We start from the raw sequence: 22,483 nt of genomic DNA on the forward strand, positions 1-22,483 counted from the left end.
TTAAAAAAACAGCAGGTCGGAAATTTAAATTTCCGGCCTGCTGTTTTTTTAGTCTGCTCAGTTCGCAGGGGGGAAGCAGTGCTTCCCCAATTATTACTCACCAGGCCCACGTCCCGCTAATAACTGGAGCGGGGATAATGGTGGCGTTTGGATGATTCCCGGTTGGGAGGTTTAGGTTCAAACCCAGGTCAACTGCGAAACGATTGTTGAACCAGCGGAGAGCAAATCCCAGCGGTAAATAATCGGAGTCTTGCAGCCAATATGCTTCCACAATCGCTTTCCAGTGGCGGCCAATGCGGCGGTCCATTCCGCCGCCAACAATAAACGCGGAACGGTCGAAGGGGGCTTCGTAGGTGGGGGAGTGATGCCGCCATGAGTACGCCCCCGAAAGGGTTGCGCGGCTGTCGTCGTCGCCAATGCTTACCGATACATAGGGGGAAGCGGCAACAATCGTGGAAATCTCACTTTCGGAATAATGCCCCTGCACGCCAACGGCTGCACGCACGGCTCCGGCCCGCACCACTTCATACCGGCCACCCGCCGATGCGGTCAGCGAGTAGTTGATAAAGGAGGGGACGTACAATGCCCCGGCAAGCAGCGTTAATCGGTCAACGGGGGCATAGCCGGCAAGCCAGCCTGCGCCATCGTAGTTGGCAAGGAACCCTTCCCCTTCCTCAACCGATCGCCCGGTGGGGCCAAGAATCAGCCGGTGCGCGGCCGGGTCAATGATGATTTCCGGTGGCGCGGTTGCTGCCATTGGTTGCGGCGCGGCAATGTGGTCGTGGCGTTCGGCAATGGCCAGCGGCGCGGGCTGTTGCAGCTGCGGTGCCGGCGTGGCCAGGGCAAGCCGCACTGCTGGCGTGTCGGGCGGTTTTACCGGAACCGGTTGCGGGCGTGGCCGTGGGCGCGGTCGCGGACGTGGGGGAACAGGGCGTGGACGTGGCGGGGTGGGGAGCGATGGAGGCGGCCCAACAACGGAGACATACGCGGTGTCGGCAACGATGTAATTGTTAAACCCACCAGACGGTTGGTCGCGGCGCAGATAGACCAGCATCGGCACCTTGTGGCCCCCGGGGCGGTTCGACTGGAAGCAGACTTGATAGCGATAGGTGAAATTTTCCGGCAGCTTCACCGGCGGCTTCCGCTGCAGAAACTTGATGGTGAACAGCGGCGAAGGGCTAACAATGGAGTCAACCACAAACGCATGGTTCTCGGTGATCACGTGGAACTCATGGCAGGCAACCTCCCCGGGTTTCACCTTCCCAAAATCTTCGCGGCTGATCCTCCATTCGTACTCGGTGGAGATCACAAACTCTTCGGTTTCCCCGCTGCAATCGGTGACCCGCAAGTGGAGCGATACCGTTCGGCTGATGGTTTTCACCTGGGTGATAAACTGGGCACTGGTGGCGCAGCGGGTAAAGATTGGGCTGCTGATAATCCGCAAATCGCGCGACTCCTGCCCGGTAACAAACGGCCCCCAAACTCCGGACTGGCGGCGTTCCACCTTCATCACCCCACGCGGGGCGCGGATGGTAAGTGAGTTAAGGCCAGCATAGAATACCGTGGGGTAGATAGAAATCTGCGCTGCTGATTGCGTTGCTGTGCCAAGCCAGATGGCGGCAAGCAGGAACAGGAACATCAGATAGCGGGCATCGGTTCGCATGGGCAGAGAAGTTTGCAAAACATCGGGCGCGGGGCAGTTCAGAACCGATAGCTCAGCCCCAAGAATGCCCCTTGCAAGGCAAGCGCGTTGGCACCAAGCAACCGGACGTTGTACCGCCCATCAACAGACATGGCATCGGTGATAGATACAAAAGCCCCGGCAGAGACCGCAAGGTAATTTTCGCGGTCAATCGTGCGGAACTTTCCGGTTCCTCCATCAAGCCGTTGTTGTTCTTCGGTGCTTCCGGCTGTCCCGGCGTAAAACGGGCGGGCCGGGGTGGCAACGTCCCCGGTGCTTAGAACCGTTTGGACCTCCATAAAAATTCCGGTCCCTTCCACCCGCGAGAATCCAACTTCGGCATTGATGATGATTTCATCTAACGGCTCTTCATCGCGCCAATTGTAGCCCACGCTCCCTTTCAGCCATGTTTCTTCCATCACAATGCCAAGGTTGGCCGCGGTGGTCAGCTGGAAGTAGCCATCGCTGAGGAAGGTGGGGTGGTTGGGGTCGTCGTAGATTCCTTGATGAAACCCTGGGGGGATTTTCAGCATGGTGCTGACCGAGGTCTGAACGCTGCCGCCGGTGATCTGGTAGGTTCCCCCAAGCCCAAGCCATACCGGGGAGAAGATGCTCCGGTCCGGGAATCGTTCGTTGCTGTGGATGCGGAAGTATGCGATTGGGAGCGCGGCGTTCAGCTCCAATCCCTCCATCACTCCGTAATCGGCCGACAAGCCAAACATGGTGGCGACAAACGATGTTTGCAGCGTGTCGAAGCGGTTCTGGTCCCCTTCGGCGGTGTAGTAGCCTTCGGCGCTTCCGGCCCCGCCATAAATCCGCACAACCCCTTGCCCCGATGGAAGCACACCGGAACCACCCGAATGGGCAACCGAGGCCGCAAGAAAGAACAATGCGGCTGTGGCAAGGAAGAGCGATGAAGTACGTGAAAATGCCATGAGTAGGTTAAAGATGTGAATATGCGGGGGAAAATCAGAGAAGCGCCGATCTTACTGGTTGCAAGAACGGCGCTTCCAATGGTCAGTAGCGTTGTGGATTCAGTGGGTTAGAAGCCGGTTTCGATGCCGTAGTACACGCCATAATTCACACTGTTTTCCCCGCCGGCGTTGGTGATGTTGTACAATCCTGCGCCCCCAATGCCTGCCGTCAGCGTGACGTTGTTGGAAGGGGAGTAAGCCAGATAAGCCCGCAGGTTGCCAAGCAAAGCGTTATCGGCAGCACCAACGGTGACGCGCCCACAAAGGTCCAACGAACGGGCAACCGAAAGGCGGCGGTCGTAGAAGATCGCGCCGTAGGTGACGCTCCGCTCTGGCTCCTGCTCCGTCGTAGAAGTCCCGCCGGGAATGGGCGGCGGGGCGATGCCTGGCCCTGTTGGACCTTTTGCCCCCATTCCGGGATCGCCTACCATTCCTTTCGCAAACCCATCGCCTCCTTGTCCCACGGTCGGTTTTTGGTAGAATGTTGAGGCTCCCATCTCCACCCCAACCCGGGTTTCCTTCGTAAGGCTGAACGCAAAGTAGTAGGTGTTTTGCATCAGCACGTTGGCGGCGGGCAGCTTATTGACGTTGCCGGAACCAATCGCCACCCCAACGGCGAACAAGCGGTTGCCTGGGGTTGGATGTTGCGGTGCAACGGGCGGCGCATCAATGCCATTTGGCGGGATGATTTGGCCATTCCCCTGATCCTGGTCCCTCCCGTTGCTGTGCAATGCCTGTGGAGGGATTACCCCCAGCGACGACACAAGCGACGGCGGCATCTCCACCAATGGTGGCGGTGCTTGCTCGGCCGCTTGCAGCGTGGAACTGTCGGTAGCCGCCGGAGCGGTTACGATGGGAGTTGATGGAACCGACTGGGGCACGATAACCGCCGCCGCAAGCTGCTGGTTTGCTGTTGCGCTCTTCCGCTTTGCTGTGCGGAAGGATCCGCGAGCGGTGCGCCCAGCATTGGCAAGCGGCGTGGATGGCGGCGCGGTTTGCACTGTTTGGTTCGCTGCCGTGCGGTCGCCTTGAGTATCCCTCAGCATGGTTGGTGTCAGGGCCAGCATGGTGGTAAGCCAGACAGCCACCAACGCGCCCGCTGCAACGCGGAACGGAAGGATTCCCTTGCGGCGTTTCGGTTCGGTGTGGATAATTGGGGGGATCGGCTGCGGGCGTTGCAAGCTGGCAAATTGCGCAGCCGCCGCCGCCCGTGTCCGCTCGCTTAACGGCGATGGCGGAACCAGCTGAAGAAGGTCATCATGGATGTGCGAGCGGATCTCCAATGTGTGACGCAGTGCCGTCATATTTTCGGGAGCTTGCAGCAGGTGTTCAAGCTGCTGCAGTTCCTTGCTGGAGATGGTTCCATCCAGATATTTATTGATGAGTCGTTCAAAATTCATAGTCGTGCACCACTGGGTAGAGTATCGTGCGAAGCATCTTGCGTGCGCGGAAAATCCGGATCTTGACGGTTGCTATCGAAGCGTTGATAATCTCCGCGATCTCCTGGTAGGAATAGCCCTCATACTCGTACAGCACGATAGCTTCTCGGTAATCGTGTGGTAGCTTATTCAGGGCTGCGGCAACCTGTTCGTACAGAACAACGTCGCGGACTTCGGCGTTGGCCACGTTCGCTTGTGAGGTCTCGAACGGGACAGTGACCTTTCGGTTTCGCTTCATGTTCAGGCAAACGTTCCGCACGATGGTGAAGAACCATACCATGAAGTTCCGCCCGTCGTAGCTTTGGCGGTGCTGGTACAGCCGCATGAACGCTTCCTGGAACGCATCATGGGCAAGGTCTTCATCCATCAGCACCTTCATGCAATAGACATAGACCTTCCGTTCATATCGGTAGAACAGGGAATTAAAGGCTTCAACGTCCCCTTCCTTTGCCTGCATGAACAGATCGTCGTCCGGCAGTTCCGATTTCCGTATCGTCGTTGTTGCTCCCATTGGTTGAACGAAACATACACAACAGCACAACAATAGTTACCGGAAAAATTAGGGCTGTTCGTCATCATCGCTCGCACCCCTTTCCGCAGCCCCGATATACAGAGTAACCTTGCATATCAGGGGGAGGGGTCTATCTTTGCTGCCTTACTTATGATAAAACAACTGAAAAAAGCCGCCAAGAAAGGGGAGAAGTCAAGCCCGACCGTTCTCCCGGTATTGCCACTCCGCGATGTTGTGGTCTTCCCCAGCATGGTTTTCCCTGTGCTGGTTGGGCGCGAGTCATCGCTGCGTGCCGCTGCCGAAGCGCTTAGCCGTGATAAATACATCATGCTGGTTGCCCAGATGAACTCCGGCGTTGATGAACCCGGGGAACAGGACGTGTTCCTAGACGGAACCGTCGCCAAAATTGTCCAGATGCTGCGCCTGCCAAACGGGCTGATGAAAATTTTGGTGGAAGGCGAACACCAGGGAAGCATCCAGCGGTTTGTGGAACAGGAGGAGTTCCTGGAAGCCGAAGTCGAGATCATCAAACAGACCGCACCAGACGACCGGAAGATGCAAGCGTTGCTTCGCCAATCCTCCGAACTCTTTCAAGAATACATCCGCCTGCATCGCGGCCTGCCGCAGGAACTTCTGATCAGCTTTGAGAACATTGATGATACCGTCCGCCAACTCTATTTCGTGGCGGCCAACATCATGACCAAAGTCGAATCCAAACAGAGGATTCTGGAAATCCATTCCATTGCCGAGCAATACCTGGAACTGGTTCGGCTGCTTCACGAAGAGATTGAGGTGCTGAAGCTGGAGCAGGAGATTGACACGAAGGTCTCCGACACCATCCACAAATCGCAACGCCAATTCCTGATTCAGGAGCAAATCCGCGCCTTGCAGACGGAGTTGGAGGAAGATGGCGAAGGATCGCCCGAGCTTGCAAAGTTGGCCGAGGCAATCCGCACCGCCAAGATGCCGAAGGAAGTGGAGGAACGTGCGTGGGAGGAGCTGGACAAACTGCGCCGCACCCCGATGATGTCGCCAGAGTTTGCCGTCAATCGCAACTATCTGGAGTGGCTGACGGCCGTGCCGTGGTCCCACCAAACCGAAGATCATCTTAGCATCAGCCACGTCCGCCACGTTCTGGACGAAGACCACTACGGGCTGGAACGCCCCAAGGAGCGAATCCTTGAGCATATCGCCGTGCTGAATTTGGTGAAGGATATGCGTGGCCAAATCTTGTGCCTTTCCGGGCCGCCCGGGGTGGGGAAAACCTCGCTGGCAAAATCTATCGCCCGCGCCCTCGGGCGGAAGTACGTTCGGGTCTCGCTGGGTGGCGTTCGCGACGAAGCGGAAATCCGTGGGCATCGCCGTACGTACATCGGCTCGATGCCGGGGAAGATCGTCCAATCCATGAAGCGCGCCGGCGTGGTGAACCCGGTGATGCTGCTGGATGAGATTGACAAAATGAGCGCCGACTTCCGTGGCGACCCATCCTCGGCAATGTTGGAGGTGCTGGACCCGGAACAGAACACCTCATTCAACGACCACTACTTGGAGGTGGATTACGACCTTTCGCAGGTGCTGTTTATCACCACGGCCAACGTGCTGTACAACATCCCGCTGCCGCTTCAGGACCGGATGGAGATCATTGAGCTGAACGGCTATCTGGAGCACGACAAAGTGGAGATTGCCAAGCGGCATATCATTCCAAAACAGCTGCAGGAGCATGGCCTTGCCGATCAAGCAATCGTCTTCACCGATGCGGCCATTATGAAAGTGATTCGTGAGTACACCGCCGAGGCCGGGGTTCGAAATCTGGAGCGGGAGATCGCTTCCCTTTGCCGGAAGATTGCCAAGGGGATCGTGGAACGCAACGGCGAGAAAGCAGCGGAAACCACCCCGAAAAAACCGGGCCGGAAAAAACCGCGCACATCCCCCAGCATCACCGTCACCCCCGAGCTGGTGGAGAAGTACCTGAAAGTCCCCCGCTACCGCAATCGGGTTGGAGAGAAGGAGGACATGATTGGCGCGGCAACCGGGCTTGCATGGACCAGCGTCGGGGGCGACACGCTTACCGTTGAGGTCTCGCTTGTTCCAGGAATCGAAAAGCTGACCCTAACCGGCCAGCTTGGCGATGTGATGAAGGAGTCGGTCTCCGCCGCCGTCACCTACATCCGTGCGAACGCAGGGGCGTTGGGGGTTCCGGAGGATTTCTACAAAGGGAAGGAGATCCACCTGCACGTGCCGGAAGGGGCAATCCCCAAGGATGGGCCTTCGGCGGGGATCACGATGGCAACGGCGGTAATCTCCGCTGCGGCGCAACGCCCGGTTCGGTCCGATGTTGCCATGACTGGGGAGATCACCCTTCGCGGGCGGATTCTTCCGATTGGCGGATTAACCGAGAAGTTGCTGGCCGCGCGCCGGGTAAACATCCAAACGGTGATTATCCCCGCAGGAAACCTGAAGGACCTTGCCGACATTCCCGACCGCGTGAAAGAGGGGTTGGAAATTGTGCCGGTGGAGACGTTGCAGGAGGCAATCCCGCACGTGTTCAGAAACGCCTCGATGGCCGTTACGTTGGCCGGCACGAACGCCAGCAAAAAGGGAACAGCAGCAAAGAAACCAGCACCGAAGGGGGCGGTGGTGCCTGGGCGAAATCGCCGTGGGAACGGGGCAACGGCATAAGCTCTGCGGCTTCATTTTGCCTTCTTAAACTCAGGCATAGTGATCCGGTCATAGCCCCGCCAACAAAAATGGAGTGAAGAGGAAAGCCCAGAGCGTTGGATTTCTTCCCATATTTGCCAATAACCGTTTGACTTTTTCCAGGACGTTTGCCATGAAGCTCCACATTCTACGCTGGCTGATGCCGATGCTGTTCGGGATGGTCCTACTGGGCCAGCCACTTCACGCCCAAGACACCGATGACATCATCGAAAAACTGCGGCTGACGCAAACACAACGCGACCAAGTCAAAAAGCTCCGCGAAGCATTCCGCAAGGAGACCGAGCCGATGCGCGCGGAGATCAACCGGTTGCTGGAAGAGGAGAAAGCCCTGAAGAAGGCAGCAAAGGTGAACACCGATCAGTTGAAGTCAGTGCTGAAACTGCGGGCCGACAAAGAAGTGGAATTATCGCTGGCGCTGACAACGTTCGTTCAGAACCTTGAAGCCCTGTTTACCCCCGATCAACTGAAGCAGTGGCGGGCGTTAAAAGAAGGGAAATAATTCCCGAACAGATCCCAGACAAACAGACAACAACGCTGCCGAAGATGGAAGGTGCAAACCTCCGCTTCGGCAGCGTTGTTGTTTTTGGGAAGGGGAGAATGGGTCGGAATCCATAATTCATAAGCTCATGTGCATCATTGAGTTGATGGTATGGAAAAGTTGTGAATTTTTTTTGCTTATCGGTGTCACACATCGCTGATCCCCGGTGTCTTATCAGGTGACGAGGATCGCGAATGTAATATCTGCTATTCTGGCTCCCCTAATCGCACCACGTCACTCCACGGGAATTATTGGCCCAATACCGGTGCTTGCATGACTTTCTCCTCTCACCAGAACGCGCATGATCGCGGGATGTACGAACAATATGAACAGCTTTTTCAAAGCACGCATCCCACTATGAATAAGTGGTTGCGGATTCATGTTCTCGATCAAGACGATCACAAAGAAATTTTGCAGATGGTTCGAGTCAAAGGCTGGAAAACATACCATACACTGAAGAAAAAAGAGCAAGGTGGGGCTTGGTTGATGAGCATTCTGCGGCATCAGGCAAGTAACTATCGGCGGCGGGAGAGCCGCAAAGGGACTCGCAGAAAAGGGAATGAGGATTTTGATGAAGAAATCCACTCTGGAAGTGGGGATGAAAACTGGGAGGATCGGCTGATTGCAAACATGGACTTGGAAAGGCTGAAAGAGAGGTTGAGGCCGGATGAAGCAGAATTACTCCGTTTAACGATGGAAGGGTTTAGCAACGAAGAGATTGCGGAGGAACTGGAGATAACGGTGGTAACAGTGCGGCAACGGAAGCACCGATTATATAAGAAGATAAAGCGGTACATGGGAGAATAACGGGCGCGAAGAAATGCCAGTAATGGCTCCTCTCCCAACCGCAAAAACGCTGAATACGCTATCAGCAGCAGTACATTTATTGTGTTGGATCCATGAGCAACGGCAGTGCATTCCTACTGCATTGAAGTTCCCATAGCCCCAACCGTAGGGAATGAATGGAGATGGCTGCAATACAACAAACAACTAACCAACGTCCTACAATGAAACTACTACTCAGCCTGTTAACGATGATAACCATGGTTATCGCTAACGCTTCAGCTACGACGACCACATTCGAAATTCGATGTACAGATGAAAGCGAGGGGAAGTGCATAACACTATATTTCCCTACTGGAGTAGTCACCATCCCCGGAAAGACTTATTCCAATCAAACATCAGAATCCTTTACTCCATGTGGCCCAGGGCAGACCTATTCGGATAACGCGTTTATACACGACCCATCAAATGAAGAGGTTGGGACAGGGTTCGTGAATGCAAACGTTTGTACAAATCTTTCAACAAAAGAAGGAACCGTATATTCGAATCCGTCTACAGTAACATATAATGCTTACTCGGTATGGCTTGCAGCAGTAAGTCAGTAGATGATCGTATCCAGAGGGGTATTGCCGTGTATAATTAATTATACACGGCAATACATTTTGCATAGAAAATTCAAAATCTAGACAAAAAACCAGATAAGATTATGGCAAAGAAAGTATTTGCAATAGTTAGCATACTTTTATGCTCTACGACATTAGCACTTCCCCAAAGTGCGAATATCTATAAACCAATCGCAGATTCTATTGTAAATAAAGACATCAATCCTTTTTTTGTCTTTATTACCCACACAAAAGGATGTGTAGGTTGTTGCGCAAGTTCAATCAACTACTTATCAGATCAAATTGCAAATCATTATCCTGATTCTAAAATTAATTTAATTATTTATTCACCTTTAAAAGGTGAAGGAATAGCAAAAAGAAAATTATTCAATAATCGTATAACCAACGTTGTTGAAGCATTTATAGACTCTTCGATGGCTTCGAAAAAAATGCCTGTTTTATTAATGTCGTATAAAAATTTAGATTTTTTGTTTGAAGATTTGCAGTCTGGTATGATCACTGTCGATTCAATTAAAACAATTATAAATGAGATATCGTCAAAAATCTCAATAGAATCAATACAGCCAATATCTGAAGACTCTATAATAATTTCCAATATTATATCGCCTACTATGGCAAGTAATGGAATAATTTATGGCATTGATGATGAAATCAATTCTATTTTCAAAATTTCAAATGAATCATTTCTATTGATTGATATCCCTAAGGATTCAATATTAGCAAGTAAATTATATGACAATACAAATCCTGATGACATTAATGTGTGGGGTAATTTACTTAAATACTATCCTTCGCTAATCAGTTATAGAAATATCATTAAAATTAAAGATACAATTATTATTTTAGCTAATTCAATTGGTGGATATACTAAACACGAAGGTGCACCGCCACGTTATGATGCGATAAAGTCATTTTACTTATTTAAAATAAATAAAAACGATTTTGATGTAATCAAATTCCCAATCGATAAAATTCTTTATGGTGCAATAAGAAAAAATCCAATAAGTCAAAAATATTATATTTCTCAATATTTTCAAAATTCTCGATACTCCCAAAAAAAAGATTCGATCTATGCAATCATGGAATTAGATTTTCAAAATAATTTTTTTTCAGATCATTGCAACTATAAAAATATAATAAATAAAAAACGCGACACCTTGTTTCCTCTCAAGCGAAATTTCATTTTATGCAATGGCGATAGTATTTTATTTATTGATTTTTCAAATAAATTATTTACTTCAATATTTTCAAATAAATTGAATTATATATATGATTCTACACATATAATCTTTAAAAAATCATATAAATTCATTGATTTTGTATTATATAACAATAATGCGTTATCTATATATCTGGATATAGATAACGATAAATATAAAATGATTTTTGACAAATATAATTTTAGAGGTGAACTTGTTTCTTCTCAAGAAATTAAAATGCCATTTACTGAAAAGATCTTATATCTGCACCCTGTTGAAACTGAACAAAATAAAAAATTATTTTTTTTGATAAAATTGGAAAAATCTCGATGGAATTTAATGAAATTAGAATAATGGTTTTTTAATAGAATATGATAAAGGCAGACTGCACTCATCTTGCAAACGGCTTATAGCGGGTGGTGGTGAGTACGAATTCCGGAGAGTGGGGCGCGCCGCTGATATTATTGCGATAAGCTGGGGCTGTGGCAACCAAAAACAAGATGATGGTCAAGATTACGGTTGAAATTGCCGTGGAGAATGATCTCGATATTCTGCAAAAGAACGGGTAAGAGTTGTCTGTTTTGGATAGCAATTGCCAGCGTTACTCTTCTTGCCCAGCCCCCCGCTTCGCCGGTGAAGCTGGCAAGGGGAACAATGCTCAATTGCTCGATTGTTGGAGCATCCTCATGGAATGCTGGGCAAGGGGATGAGTTGGTACTATCGGCGCGGTTTGCCACCCGTAGCCAGTATCAATGGAAGATCGAGCCTTGTATCGTTAGCGGGAACCTCACCACCATGCTTGGCGGCAGCTACCGCGATGACACTATCCCCCAAAACGCACTCCGCGTTGGCGATAACGAGGCCTTTGCTGAAGGTGTCATCACGTTGCCCCTTGGCTGGGTGGTTGACCCCTACTTCAGTGCCAACTTCCGCACACCCCTCACCGAGTCGTTCGCCGTTGCCGGTGGCCATCGAACCCGGACCGCCAAGCTGTGGGACCCGGTAACGTCGCAGCAGGCACTTGGCTGCACCTACTCTCTTGGAGGCAAAGATGGTAGATGGAGCACACGACTGGGTGTCGCACTTCAACAAATACGCGCCCGCCACCACACCCAACAAACCAACGACGCACGCACGTCGGAAGTGGAAGCGTACAAAGCGCAGTCCGGCGTTGAGTGGGTGAACGAGATGAGCACGCAGATAGATTCTTCGATAAGCTACACGGGCCGCTTTGGAATGTTCGGTTCGTTCCAAGATTTGGACGTGTGGACTGTGCGGTCGGAGAACGAGCTACGGCTGAAGGTCTGGAAACTGTTGGGGATAACGTGGAACTTCACGGTGGTGCACGATGTGAAGCAATCGCTACGAACGCAGATACGCCAATCGCTGATGGTGGGCCTTGTGCAAGATTTCTGAGGATGGACAGCCTCCCTGCATCGTTCCTTTCTTGAACCCGTATCGTTACCCTGGCTTGGTATTGTGCCATGCATCCTCAATGGCTGCATCAAAATCATCGTTGCTTATTGAAGAGTTTGGTGGCCACAACCACCCCATTGCGGTCGTACAACGTAAGGAAGTACGTCCCATCAGCCACCGCATCGGCGTGCCAAACGGCAGCCCCCACCGAGGGGTCGGTGGTTCCGCTGGCAACAAGCCTTCCGGTAAGATCGTGGATGGCAATGCGAGCTGGCGGAAGGCTCAACCCTCCATGCCAAGCGATGTTGAGTTGATCGCGCACAGGGTTAGGCCAGAGTGAGATAGCGTTGGACTTTCCTTCTACTGGGAGTTGCTCAACATCCACAGAGGGATCATCGTTGGGGATGTAGGGACCGCCAGCAAGGATCATGGCAATGCCTTGATCGAATCCCCACCATTTCCAATCGGTTACCAGCAGGTCCCCCCAACCATCACCGTTGCAATCCCGAAGGGGTACTCGGATTTTGTAGGCCATTTCTTCTTCGAGTCCACCAGCAAAGTAGGCATCGAAGAAGGGGTCAATGCCGTTGTCGGTTGCCGAGAAGAAGAGGGGTCTGGGTTTTGGTCCGTAGAGCGCAAGCATTTCATGGCGAAGGTCATTGAGGTATCCAACGCTGCCGAGCGGTCCATAGAGTGAGGTGCGGAAATAGATGTCAGCATCGTCGAGAGCGAAGGATCGGTTACGGAAGGATTTGCCGGAGGAGGAGAGGAAGATATAGGTACCTGGGTTTTGAATTTCGAAGACTCGTCCGGCGAAATCGAGCAAGGAATCGCCGTCGTAGTCGGCGAAGGTGAGAGGGGTATTGAGTCCGATGTTGTTTGCGAGATGGATAACGCGATCGGGAGTAGAGTTCCAGTTCCATGGCGAGCCATCGCGTCCGTACCAGATTTTGAGTTTGGTTCCGCTTGAGTAGTGGCCACCAATAACCATGTCCATTCGGCGATCTCCATCAAGATCAGCTAGTTGAACGCTGTACCTTGTCCCAACTCTCAGTTCTTCCTCTTCCTTGAAGCGATACGTTGGTGTTCTTACCTGAAAGTCTGGACCACCTTTGTAGATCCATAGCTCTGGCGTGTAGCAGTAATAGGCTAACACCAATTCATCGCCTGGTACGCTGTCAAGGTTGCCGACTTGAACATCCACACATGGCTGAACGTTTGTCAGGAGATTCAGCAATGCTGTATCGGGAATGGTACCGTTGGGTTGTGGCTGGAACAATCGCAAGCGATAATAGCAGATGGTGGAAGTCGTAAACCGACAACTGTCTTGAGAAATACCGACGAGGGGGTGTCCATTGCCGAAGAAGTCACCGATGATGGGCCTGCCGAGTTCAGCACTGGTATGATCGAAGACCCAGAATGGGAGGGTATCAGGCGCAGGAGCCTTACCGGAGAAGAATCGCCACTGGCCGTTTTTCGCGGATCTGACAGCGAAGTCTGTCAGGGAGTCTCCGTTAAGATCACCGAGTGTTCCGGCCCCATCACCGACCATTCCACCAGCATTGGGACCAGTAGTCTCGCCGCGAATCATCCAGATTTTGCGAAGGAGGACGGCGTTGGGATTGGGGAGGATGGTATCGGAGGATTGGGCGTGAAGTAGTGTGCTTGTTGTGGCAAGCAGGAGAAAGAGAACGATGGTGGATTTGGTGTTCATGGTAATCTCCAAGTAATGCTTTCGTGCTGAACGTACGCAATGGGGTGTCACGGCAATAGCCATCACTGCGGAATCATTCTTGCTTGCTAAACAGCCTGCTGGCCACAACTGCCCCATTGCGGTCGTACAACGTAAGGAAGTACGTCCCATCAGCCACCGCATCGGCGTGCCAGACGGCTGCCCCAACCGAAGGGTCGGTGGCTCCGCTGGCAACAAGCCTTCCGGTAAGATCGTGGATGGCAATGCGAGCTGGCGGCAAACTCAGCCCTCCATGCCAAGCGATGTTGAGTTGGTCACGCACAGGGTTCGGCCAGAGTGAAATAGCGTTGAACTTTCCTTCTGCTGGGAGTTGCTGAACATCCACGGTAGGGTCATCGTGTGGAATGTAGGGACCACCAGCAAGGATGACGGCAATGCCTTGATCGAATCCCCACCACTTGGGATCGTTGACCAGAACGTCACTCCATCCGTCACCATTGCAATCGGTCAAGGGGTGGAGCTGGTAGAAGATGTTCGCGACGACACCTTCGGAATACCAAGCCTCGTTGGTGAGGTCAGGTCCATTGCGTGATCCGGAGAAGGCTAATAACGCGGGATTTTGTCCGATGACGGAGAACATATCGAAGGTGTGGGTGGGATCGTTCATCGGTCCAAGTGGACCGCGCAGGAAGTAGGTGGTGCTGAGGAAGGTTTTGTCAGCATCGTCAAGGGAGAAGGAACGGTTACGGAATCCTTTGTCAGATCGTGAGAGATAGAGATAGACACCGGCTTGAGGTCCGACCCAGACTTGTCCGGCGAAGTCGAGCAAGGAATCGCCGTCGTAGTCGGCGAAGGTGAGAGGGGTATTGAGTCCGATGTTGTTTGAGAGGTGGATAACACGATCGGGAGTAGAGTTCCAGTTCCACGGCGAGCCATCGCGTCCGTACCAGATTTTGAGTTTTGGTCCCGATGGGTATCCACATCCAATGGCCATGTCGAGGAAGTGGTCGCCATCAAAGTCGGCGAAGGCGGTGCTGTAGGCCCTGTCATCGTTTTCGTCTGGGTCAACGATGATCTTGGTGGGCTGGTTGACTTGGAAGTCGGGACCTCCCTTGAAGAACCAGAGTTCTGCGTTGGTGCTCCGCTGCTTGTTCCGCAGCGTGACCGGCGTGGTAACGACTAACTCATCTCCTGTTTGGTGATCGAGATTATGGGCTTCAATATCATGGGGAACAAACAGCAACCCTTTCTCCATTGTCGCTTCTGGGTCAAGGATGATCGTTGGTTGGGTTGCCAGCGTGGCACCGGAGTCGGCGAACAAGTACAACTGAAAGAAGACTTGGGAAGAGTTGTTGGTATCACCTTTACGGTACTGGAGGAAGCCGATATGAGTTTGTTGATTTCCCCAGAAGTCGCCTATGACGGGTTGATCGAGTCCACCTGGGGATTTACAAGACCATTGTGAGGTGGTGTCGGGGGCGGGATCAGCACCAAAGTAGATGTGCCACTGGCCGTTTTTCGCGGATCTGACAGCGAAGTCGGTCAGGGAGTCTCCGTTGAGATCACCGAGAGTTCCGGCTCCATCACCGACCATTCCACCAGCATTGGGTCCAGTAGTCTCGCCGCGAATCATCCAGATTTTGCGAAGGAGAACGGCGTTGGGATTGGGGAGGATGGTATCACTGGATTGGGCGTGGAGTAGTGTGCTTGTTGCGGCAAGCAGGAGCAGGAGAACGATGGTGGTTTTGGTGTTCATGGTAATCTCCGAAACAGGCTTCAAGTTCGCAGGAACTTACGCGAATGGTTGCTCTTGATAAAGACACTGATCGGGCGGAAACTTCTCACCCTCCATCGCAACATTCTTGCCAACTCACCCTGTTTTTTTCGGGCCTCCAATACGCCAATTCGGCGGGGATAGATAGCAGAGCGGCCCGCCAATCTGGCGGGCCGCTCTTGTTGTTGTTTGTTTGCTGGGCTTGTGGCCAATTACCGGCGTGGCACAATCTCGATCACCACGGTGCGGTTGTAGAAACGCTGCTCGGCAAGGTTGTTGTTGAACGGCGCGCGCCGCTCGTCCTCGCCAAAACCGTAGGTGTCGAACGTCACCGTCTTCCCTTGCCGCTGAAGCTCCTCGGTCAGGATTTTCTGCGCGGTCTCGGCGCGGCCTTGCGACAGCTTGTCGTTGTACTCCGGTGTTCCGGTGATGTCGGTGTGGCCGTGGATAATCACCGTTGCTCCATCGGGAACCGCGGGCGCAACCGTGTTCACCAGGAAGTCCTTGTAGGTTTCCATCGTCTTCGATTGGTCGAACTCGAACAAGATGGAGTAGCGCGTTGCCACCTCTTCCTCGTCTGGGTCCACCACCAAACGGAACTCCTTCGCCGGCGGCGTGATCGTCTCGCCATTCTTTGTGGAGATCGTCACCTTCGCGGTGTAGCGGCCCTCGGTTCCCCCACCCAGCAGCTCCTTCGGATCAATCCGAATCTGATCGCCGGTCCCCTGGTATTTCTTGGTTGCCCCGTTGCGGTCCGTGATTTCGGCGGTCCACATGGCGATGTCGCTGCTGGAGGCAACGCGCAGGATCACCTCCTGCGCCGGGTCTTTCTCAACAGCGTTGATGAAAACCGGCTTGTTCATCTCGTCCGGCGTGCCGATTAATTCCACGCGGTAGTTCTCGGCATCCACCAGCGTCTTATCCTCACCTTGTGTGGACCCGCTTCCGCTGCGAATGGTTGGCATTGCACGCCCTTCGGTGGTGATCCGTTCGGGGGCAATCTCGAAGGTGGAGTTTAGGTAGCTCTTCACCTTCTCGGCCATCTGTTTCCCTGCGTTGGCATCACCGTTGGCCGAACCAACCAGCTTGACGGTTGCCGACGGATTGCGGCGCAGCCGGTCCCCATAAACGTTCAGCACGTTGTAATAAACCTCCATCTGGCGGCGCGAGCGCGTTACCAACGGATCGTTCCCGCCGCCGGTCTCGGCCCCGGGCTTAATCAGTTGCTCCTCACGGAAGTTTCCAGCATCAACACCGGCAAGGCGTTTGTAGCGGGCAGGGATGTCGGTTGAGCCGGCATCGAAGAAGACGTAGTTCCGCATCGGGAACGTCTCGTTGATGCGGCGGGTTCCCGGGATTACGCTTGGCGCGTTCACCACAAAGTCGGCTTCGCCTGGCTTCAGCTCATCAATTGGCAACGGCGGAACGCTGCTGAACTTCAGGGCGATTCCGGCGCGGACGGTGTTCTGTTTGAACTCGCTGGGGTCCGTGTCGGCGGGGTCCAGAAGGTTCTGCAATCCAAGCCGGAACTGTGCGAACGGGGTCAGCAAAATCTGCGTTCCGGTTCCCGGGCCTTTCAGCGGGATGTCGTATCCCAACCCAAGCTGTGCGCCAATGATAAAACTGCGGATGTTCGCAAGCTCCGGGCTGCTGCTGAACGCTGTGTCGGGGTTGGAGAAGGTGACGGATTCTTCCGAGCCTTTCGCCACGTTGATGCCAAAGCTGGGGCCAACAATGGCATGGAAGAAACGGTTGACGATGTTCACCCGCAGCGATGGCTCGATGGAGATATACGCCGGGCTTGCGCTCAGGCTTTGCGTGAACGGGCGAAGCGTGGTGTCGGGAAGCAGCCGCGCCGTTCCCGCAACTTGGTCGAAATCCACAGCACGGTTATCGTAGCCAATCCCAAGATTGAACCCAAGAAGCGACCCGGGATTGTATTCCAGAAGCCCCCCCAATGCCAAGCCCAACCCCGAGCCTTTGTCCAGGCTTTGGGTGCCGTCGCGGGCGATAAGCCCACTGCCCCCCACCATGTTGATATTTGCCCCGCCGAACAGCCCGTACCACCAGTTTCCCCAACGTTCGTCGGGACCGGTTTGCTGCGCGTGGGCGGGCGTTGCCACAAGGATTGCTGCCACCAGCAGAATGGCAACATGATAACGCTTCAGATGCTTCATTCCATTCCTCCTGTCTTGATGAATGAATTTCCGTTGGAAGGATTTTTGTGCCCAGCGCAACATGGCCGGGCATCGTACTGCGGTGAACAATGCGTATGTGCGTTCCTCACTCTGATAATGATACAATCGCTGCCGAAGTATAAGCCTAAGCCCCGATTAAACAGGAAGAATTTCTCGTGCAAAGTGTAATGGGAAACCGCCCATTTGGGGCGATACAGCCGAACGTAAGCAAGGGGTGCGTCGCGATTCCAGATTAGCTGGTGCGGTGTTCTTCCTCGCCGTCCAAGTTCCCGAACGCGTCGTCAATGTAGGGGATCACCGGCTCCTGCCGTGCGGCGCGTTTGGCCTTCTGCGCCACCTCTTCGGCGGGCGGGGCCTGGGGCTGCTCCGGTTTATACTGAACCCGAGGGTGGCTCATGCCAATCAGGTTTTTCAGGAATGCAGTTTTTATCCGGTTCAGGTCCGCTAACGTCAGCTCGCAGTGGTCAAGCTGGCCCTCGCTAAATCGCTTTTTGATGATCCGGTCAATCGTCTCCTCGATAGCTTTTGGCGTTGGGTTCGGCAGCGAACGCGTGGTGGCCTCCACCGCATCGGCCAGCATCACAATCGCCGTCTCGCGCGAGTGGGGAAGCGGCCCTGGGTAGCGGAAATCTTCCTCAGCAACGCCGGGGTTCGTCTCCTTTGCTTTGTCGTAGAAGTATTGGATCAGGGTGGTCCCGTGGTGCATCGGGATAAAGTCGGCAATGCGCCGTGGCAGCTTGTACTGGCGTGCAAGTTCCATCCCCGCAATCACGTGTTCGCGGATCATCCGTGCGGACATCTCCGGCTTGATTCGGTCGTGCTTGTTCCCCATCTGCATCTGGTTTTCCACAAAGTATTCCGCGCGGCCAATTTTGCCGATGTCGTGGAAGTAGCTTCCAACTTTTGCCAGCAACGGGTTGGCGTTGATTGCCACCGACGCGCTTTCGGCAAGCCGTGCAATCGTCAGGGTGTGTTGGTAGGTTCCGGGGGCCTTGTCGGCAAGTGCCCGAAGCAGTGGGTGGTTAAGGTCGTCGTACTCCAGCAGCTTCAAATCGGTGGCAATGTTGAACAGGTTTTCAATCAGCAGAATCACCCCAAACGTCAGCACTGGTGAGATGACGGCGTTGATTGCCGCAAAGCCCAACTGCAGCGACATATCGGCAAGGCTGTCGGCACGCTCAAGGCCCAATGCCAGAATCGCAATCGTGTAGCCCAGCATCGAGAAGGCGATGGAGCGGAACAGCTGCGTGCGGCTTTTGATGTCGCGCACGGTGAAGATTGCCAGCACCCCGGCCGCAAGCCCAGCAATGGCGATGGTGAAATCGTTCCCCCGGATCCCCGCCACCACCAGCACCCCAATCACCAACCACCGGAACGCCGTGCGGGAGTCGAACAGAATGGAGATGATGATCGCGAAAAATGGGAGAAGGATCAGGAACTCCAGCGGCAACGTGCTGCGGATCATCATGGTGACGAAGGCCATCAGCGCAATCACCAGCAACAGCGCGCAGATGATGCCAAGCTGAAGATTGTCGTGGAAGATTCGGGGGCGATAGCTTATCAGGAACAGCGCGCCCATCCCAATCAGGATGATGACATACAGCAGGTTCCCGCCAATCTGGCGCAGCGGCTTCTCATCCACCTCGCGAAGCTGAAGCGAGCGTTGATAGCTTCCCAACTTTAGCGCGGTTGCTTCGGTGATCTTGCTTCCGGTGGCAACAATAAGTTCCCCTTCGGCCACAATCCCTTGCGTCATTGGGACGCTGGTGACCGCGTCGCGGCGCGTTTCTTCGGTGAGCCTGGGGTCGTACTGATATGTTGGTTGATAGACGGAAATGAAGACATCCACCGCAAACGCGGCTTCCTCCGGGGTTAGCGTCCGGGCCAGCCCTGCTTCCACCACTTGCAACGCGCTTAGGCTGTCGTACAGGGCATTGATCGGCAACGCTTCCTCATAGACTTCGCTGCGGCGGATGAGCAATCGCTCCTGCGGGACCTCCGCTTTGTTGGTGCTGATTACCCCCGCGCTGTATGGAGCGTTCACCCCCGCCACCAACGCATCGCCAATGCGAGTAAGGATGGGAAGCCTTGCGTTGCTTGCAGGAAGCTGCGGGTTCCCCGTGGGAAGCTGCGCAAGGAAGGCTTTGGAACGTTCCGATAGGAAGCCCGGTGGCGATGGGCTTGCGGCAATCGCGGCCACCGTTTTCCGCAGGGTGTCCTCGATCCGCACCGCCGTGAACCCGGTGGGGACGTACACCGGAAGGATGCTATCGGCGGCACGCTTGGTATCCCGCTTGTAATCCTTCTCATCCTTGTACAACGGGAACGCGAACGGTGCGCGGATGGTGTCGCCGTACCAAATGGAGCCAACTTCGTAGCGGTCCTGGACAAGCGATGACCCTGGGAACATCAGGGCAATCGCCACGGTGGTGGCGGCAAGCAGCCCGTAGCGAACCCAGGGGTTCCACCGCAGTGCCGCGGTTTGCTCCTGCGAGTGGTCGTTCGGCTTGCGTTGCTGGAATGGTGCTTTGCGCTGGTGTTCAGACATTGCAGTTGTGAGAAGTCGGTTGTTGGAAATTGGCAAGGACCCGCACCGTCACGTCACCGCGACCGCTGGCGTTGCTGGGGTTCCGTTGGCTGGGACCCAATCACGCTTTGCAGCCCGCGCGCGGCCATCAGGATGTTCAGGAAATCATCAATGCCATCATCAAGGCAGGAGCGTTTGGTGACGTAGTCGGCCAGCTGTTTCAGTTCCGGCACGGCGTTTTGCATGGCCACCGCGAATCCGGCTTTGCGGCAAAGCTCAACATCGTTGTAGTAATCGCCGATAGCGATTGCCTGCTTCATGGCAAACCCCGCCGATGCCGCAACGTGTTCGGCAGCAATCTGCTTGCTGGCATTGCTGGGCCGCGCTTCCAGAAACCACGATTGGTGGCGCGAGCGCGACTCGTACAATCGGATTTTCAGCTCCCCTTTCTTCATCTTCGCTTCCACGTAGCTGTAGATGGCATTGACGTTGTGGTATCCCCCGGTGGCAATCACCTCGATAATCGCCCCCTGGACCTGGGCCGCCGAACGCACCGGAACGGTACTAATATTCCAATGGTGGTGCTGCACCGGAAGCGGCATATTCACATCGGAGACGAATAGGTGGTTGGGGGTGACGGCGCAGAACTGTGCGTCGCCGGTTTGCTCAATCTCCTCCAAAATGTCGCGGGCAAATTCTTGATCGAAATCGGCGGTGAAGATGGGCGATTGCTGATGGGGCAGGGAGATCATCGCCCCATCCAAGGAGATGATGGGGGTGTCAAGATGGAGCAGATCGGCGTAGGGTTCGGCGGCTTGGTGGTGGCGGCGGGTGGCAAGAATGAATGCGATTCCCGCCGCACGCAAGGCGGAAATCATCGCCGAAGTCTCCGCGCCGATCATCTCATCGCGGTTCAGCAGCGTTCCGTCAAGATCGCAGATAATGGCGCGTGCGTTCAGCAATCGGCGGTCGCTACTGCCGGTGCCAAACAGTTTTCTGGCGATAGTGTTGAGCATATAAAAAGTTGTTGATGAAAGGATTGAGATTCGAAGAAACGCTAAATTTTTAGCGTTTTCGGCGGTTGGGAACGGTGCGTACGAAGTTGTTCAATGCCGGGGGAAACTACGCCCTATATGCCTATATTTACAACGCCTCTATTGACCAATCCGCCGTAACTCACAGTAGGTTTCTGCCCAGGAGCAATCATGCAAATCACTGTTCATCGCACAACTCAGCCAAAGGCCATGCCCGACGCACAGGCGTTGGGGTTCGGTAAGTACTTTACCGACCAGATGTTCCTGATGGATCATTCCCCCGAATCGGGATGGCATACGCCGCGGATTGCCCCATACACCCCGTTCCTTCTGGACCCCGCCAACTTAACGCTTCACTACGGCCAATCAATCTTCGAAGGCCTGAAAGCATTCGCCCGCCCCGATGGCTCGATTCATATCTTCCGTTTGCTGGATCACATGGACCGATTTGTCCGTTCGGCGGAGCGGTTGGGGATGCCGCTGTTCCACCCCAGCGACGTTGCCGAAGCCATTGAAACGCTGGTGGACCTTGACCGGAACTGGGTCCCGAAACAACGGGGAACCGCACTCTATATCCGCCCCACGCTGATCGCTGCCGATAACGTCCTGGGCGTTCGCCCTGCGGACCATTATCTGATGTATGTGATCTGCTCGCCGGTGGGAAGCTACTACTCCAAAGGAACCGCCCCAACGCGAATCTACGTTGAAGAAACCTACTCCCGCTCCTCGCTTGGCGGACTGGGCGAAGCCAAGACCGCCGCGAACTATGCCGCATCGTTGCTTGCTGCCGAGGAATCGAAGGCCAAAGGGTTCGACCAAGTCCTTTGGCTGGATGCAAAGGAGCATCGGTTTGTTGAGGAGGTCGGGACCATGAACATCTTCTTTGTGATTGATGATGTTCTGATTACCCCGCCGCTGAATGGAACTATCCTTGACGGGATCACGCGCCGCTCCGTGATTGAGCTTGCACGCGAGTGGCACCTCCATTTCCAAGAACGCCCAATCACCATGGATGAAGTTGTGGAAGCCAGCCGCTCCGGAACCTTGCAGGAGGTGTTCGGCAGCGGGACCGCCGCAACAATCTCGCCGGTGGGGGAGCTGAACTACAAGGGGGAAGCACTCATCATCAACGAGCGCCCCAACTCGATCCGCCAGCGGATGTACGACACAATCACCGGAATCCAATACGGCGAAATCCCCGACACCCACAACTGGCTAACCTTGGTGGAGCCGCACGCCGCCGCAAACAACGGCAATGGAAACCACTACGCCACGCCGGAAGCTAACGAGGTCGGCATTGTCAACAGCATTGTCAACAGCCAAACCTAACCTGCGGCGCAAGCACGGCCAACAATCCCGGAAAAACCAGCAATCG

Annotated in this window: 17 protein-coding genes; 7 read left to right on the forward strand and 10 right to left on the reverse strand. The window is 54.1% G+C overall.

The window, feature by feature from the left end; all coding sequences use genetic code 11:
* Positions 1-97: 97 nt before the first annotated feature.
* The 4 genes from IPM61_09680 to IPM61_09695 form a co-directional block, all read right to left on the reverse strand.
* Positions 98-1,663 carry a hypothetical protein gene (locus IPM61_09680; protein ID MBK8911583.1) on the reverse strand — a complete coding sequence of 522 codons (1,566 nt, stop codon included), beginning with the start codon at positions 1,661-1,663 and terminating at the stop codon, positions 98-100.
* 38 nt (positions 1,664-1,701) lie between these two features.
* Complete coding sequence (locus tag IPM61_09685) at positions 1,702-2,616, reverse strand: hypothetical protein (protein MBK8911584.1); 915 nt, start codon at positions 2,614-2,616, stop codon at positions 1,702-1,704.
* Between the two features lie 107 nt (positions 2,617-2,723).
* Positions 2,724-4,055 carry a hypothetical protein gene (locus IPM61_09690; protein MBK8911585.1) on the reverse strand — a complete coding sequence of 444 codons (1,332 nt, stop codon included), beginning with the start codon at positions 4,053-4,055 and terminating at the stop codon, positions 2,724-2,726.
* Positions 4,045-4,605, reverse strand: coding sequence for an RNA polymerase sigma factor (locus IPM61_09695; GenBank protein MBK8911586.1), 561 nt, complete (start codon positions 4,603-4,605; stop codon positions 4,045-4,047). The genes IPM61_09690 and IPM61_09695 overlap by 11 nt, the downstream gene beginning before the upstream one ends.
* Before the next feature lie 150 nt (positions 4,606-4,755).
* On the opposite strand from IPM61_09695, the gene lon reads away from it, so the two are divergent.
* The 5 genes from lon to IPM61_09720 all read left to right on the forward strand — a co-directional run bounded on the left by lon (position 4,756) and on the right by IPM61_09720 (position 10,820).
* Positions 4,756-7,284 (forward strand): endopeptidase La, encoded by a 2,529-nt coding sequence (lon, locus tag IPM61_09700; protein MBK8911587.1) that lies wholly within the window; start codon positions 4,756-4,758, stop codon positions 7,282-7,284.
* Between the two features lie 151 nt (positions 7,285-7,435).
* Positions 7,436-7,822, forward strand: coding sequence for a Spy/CpxP family protein refolding chaperone (locus tag IPM61_09705; GenBank protein ID MBK8911588.1), 387 nt, complete (start codon positions 7,436-7,438; stop codon positions 7,820-7,822).
* A 312-nt stretch (positions 7,823-8,134) separates the two neighbouring features.
* Positions 8,135-8,668 carry a sigma-70 family RNA polymerase sigma factor gene (locus IPM61_09710; GenBank protein ID MBK8911589.1) on the forward strand — a complete coding sequence of 178 codons (534 nt, stop codon included), beginning with the start codon at positions 8,135-8,137 and terminating at the stop codon, positions 8,666-8,668.
* A 200-nt stretch (positions 8,669-8,868) separates the two neighbouring features.
* A complete protein-coding gene (locus tag IPM61_09715) occupies positions 8,869-9,249 on the forward strand; it encodes a hypothetical protein (GenBank protein MBK8911590.1) in 381 nt (126 codons plus the stop codon).
* Between the two features lie 101 nt (positions 9,250-9,350).
* Complete coding sequence (locus IPM61_09720) at positions 9,351-10,820, forward strand: hypothetical protein (protein ID MBK8911591.1); 1,470 nt, start codon at positions 9,351-9,353, stop codon at positions 10,818-10,820.
* A gap of 107 nt (positions 10,821-10,927) precedes the next feature.
* On the opposite strand, the gene IPM61_09725 is transcribed toward IPM61_09720, so the two are convergent.
* Entirely contained in the window at positions 10,928-11,128 is a 201-nt protein-coding gene (locus IPM61_09725) for a hypothetical protein (GenBank protein ID MBK8911592.1), read from the reverse strand.
* Between IPM61_09725 and IPM61_09730 the strand changes: the two genes are divergently transcribed.
* A complete protein-coding gene (locus IPM61_09730) occupies positions 11,121-11,882 on the forward strand; it encodes a hypothetical protein (GenBank protein ID MBK8911593.1) in 762 nt (253 codons plus the stop codon). The genes IPM61_09725 and IPM61_09730 overlap by 8 nt on opposite strands.
* 94 nt (positions 11,883-11,976) lie before the next feature.
* Here IPM61_09730 and IPM61_09735 read toward each other — a convergent pair whose 3' ends face one another.
* The 5 genes from IPM61_09735 to IPM61_09755 form a co-directional block, all read right to left on the reverse strand.
* Complete coding sequence (locus IPM61_09735; protein ID MBK8911594.1) at positions 11,977-13,596, reverse strand: T9SS type A sorting domain-containing protein; 1,620 nt, start codon at positions 13,594-13,596, stop codon at positions 11,977-11,979.
* Positions 13,597-13,669: 73 nt separating this feature from the next.
* On the reverse strand, positions 13,670-15,331 hold the full coding sequence (locus tag IPM61_09740; GenBank protein ID MBK8911595.1) for a T9SS type A sorting domain-containing protein: 1,662 nt from the start codon (positions 15,329-15,331) through the stop codon (positions 13,670-13,672).
* Positions 15,332-15,561: 230 nt separating this feature from the next.
* The gene (locus IPM61_09745) at positions 15,562-17,526 is read right to left on the reverse strand and encodes an outer membrane beta-barrel protein (GenBank protein ID MBK8911596.1); all 1,965 of its coding nucleotides are present in this window, start codon (positions 17,524-17,526) and stop codon (positions 15,562-15,564) included.
* 253 nt (positions 17,527-17,779) lie between these two features.
* Complete coding sequence (locus IPM61_09750) at positions 17,780-20,095, reverse strand: HDIG domain-containing protein (protein ID MBK8911597.1); 2,316 nt, start codon at positions 20,093-20,095, stop codon at positions 17,780-17,782.
* Positions 20,096-20,148: 53 nt separating this feature from the next.
* Positions 20,149-21,090: a Cof-type HAD-IIB family hydrolase gene (locus IPM61_09755; protein MBK8911598.1), complete on the reverse strand. Its 942-nt coding sequence runs from the start codon at positions 21,088-21,090 to the stop codon at positions 20,149-20,151.
* Between the two features lie 189 nt (positions 21,091-21,279).
* Here IPM61_09755 and IPM61_09760 point away from each other — a divergent pair, with 189 nt between their 5' ends.
* Complete coding sequence (locus IPM61_09760; protein ID MBK8911599.1) at positions 21,280-22,437, forward strand: branched-chain amino acid aminotransferase; 1,158 nt, start codon at positions 21,280-21,282, stop codon at positions 22,435-22,437.
* The last annotated feature ends 46 nt before the right edge of the window (positions 22,438-22,483 follow it).

The sequence above is a fragment of the Chlorobiota bacterium genome, assembly GCA_016710285.1.
Lineage (GTDB): Bacteria > Bacteroidota > Ignavibacteria > OLB7 > OLB7 > OLB7.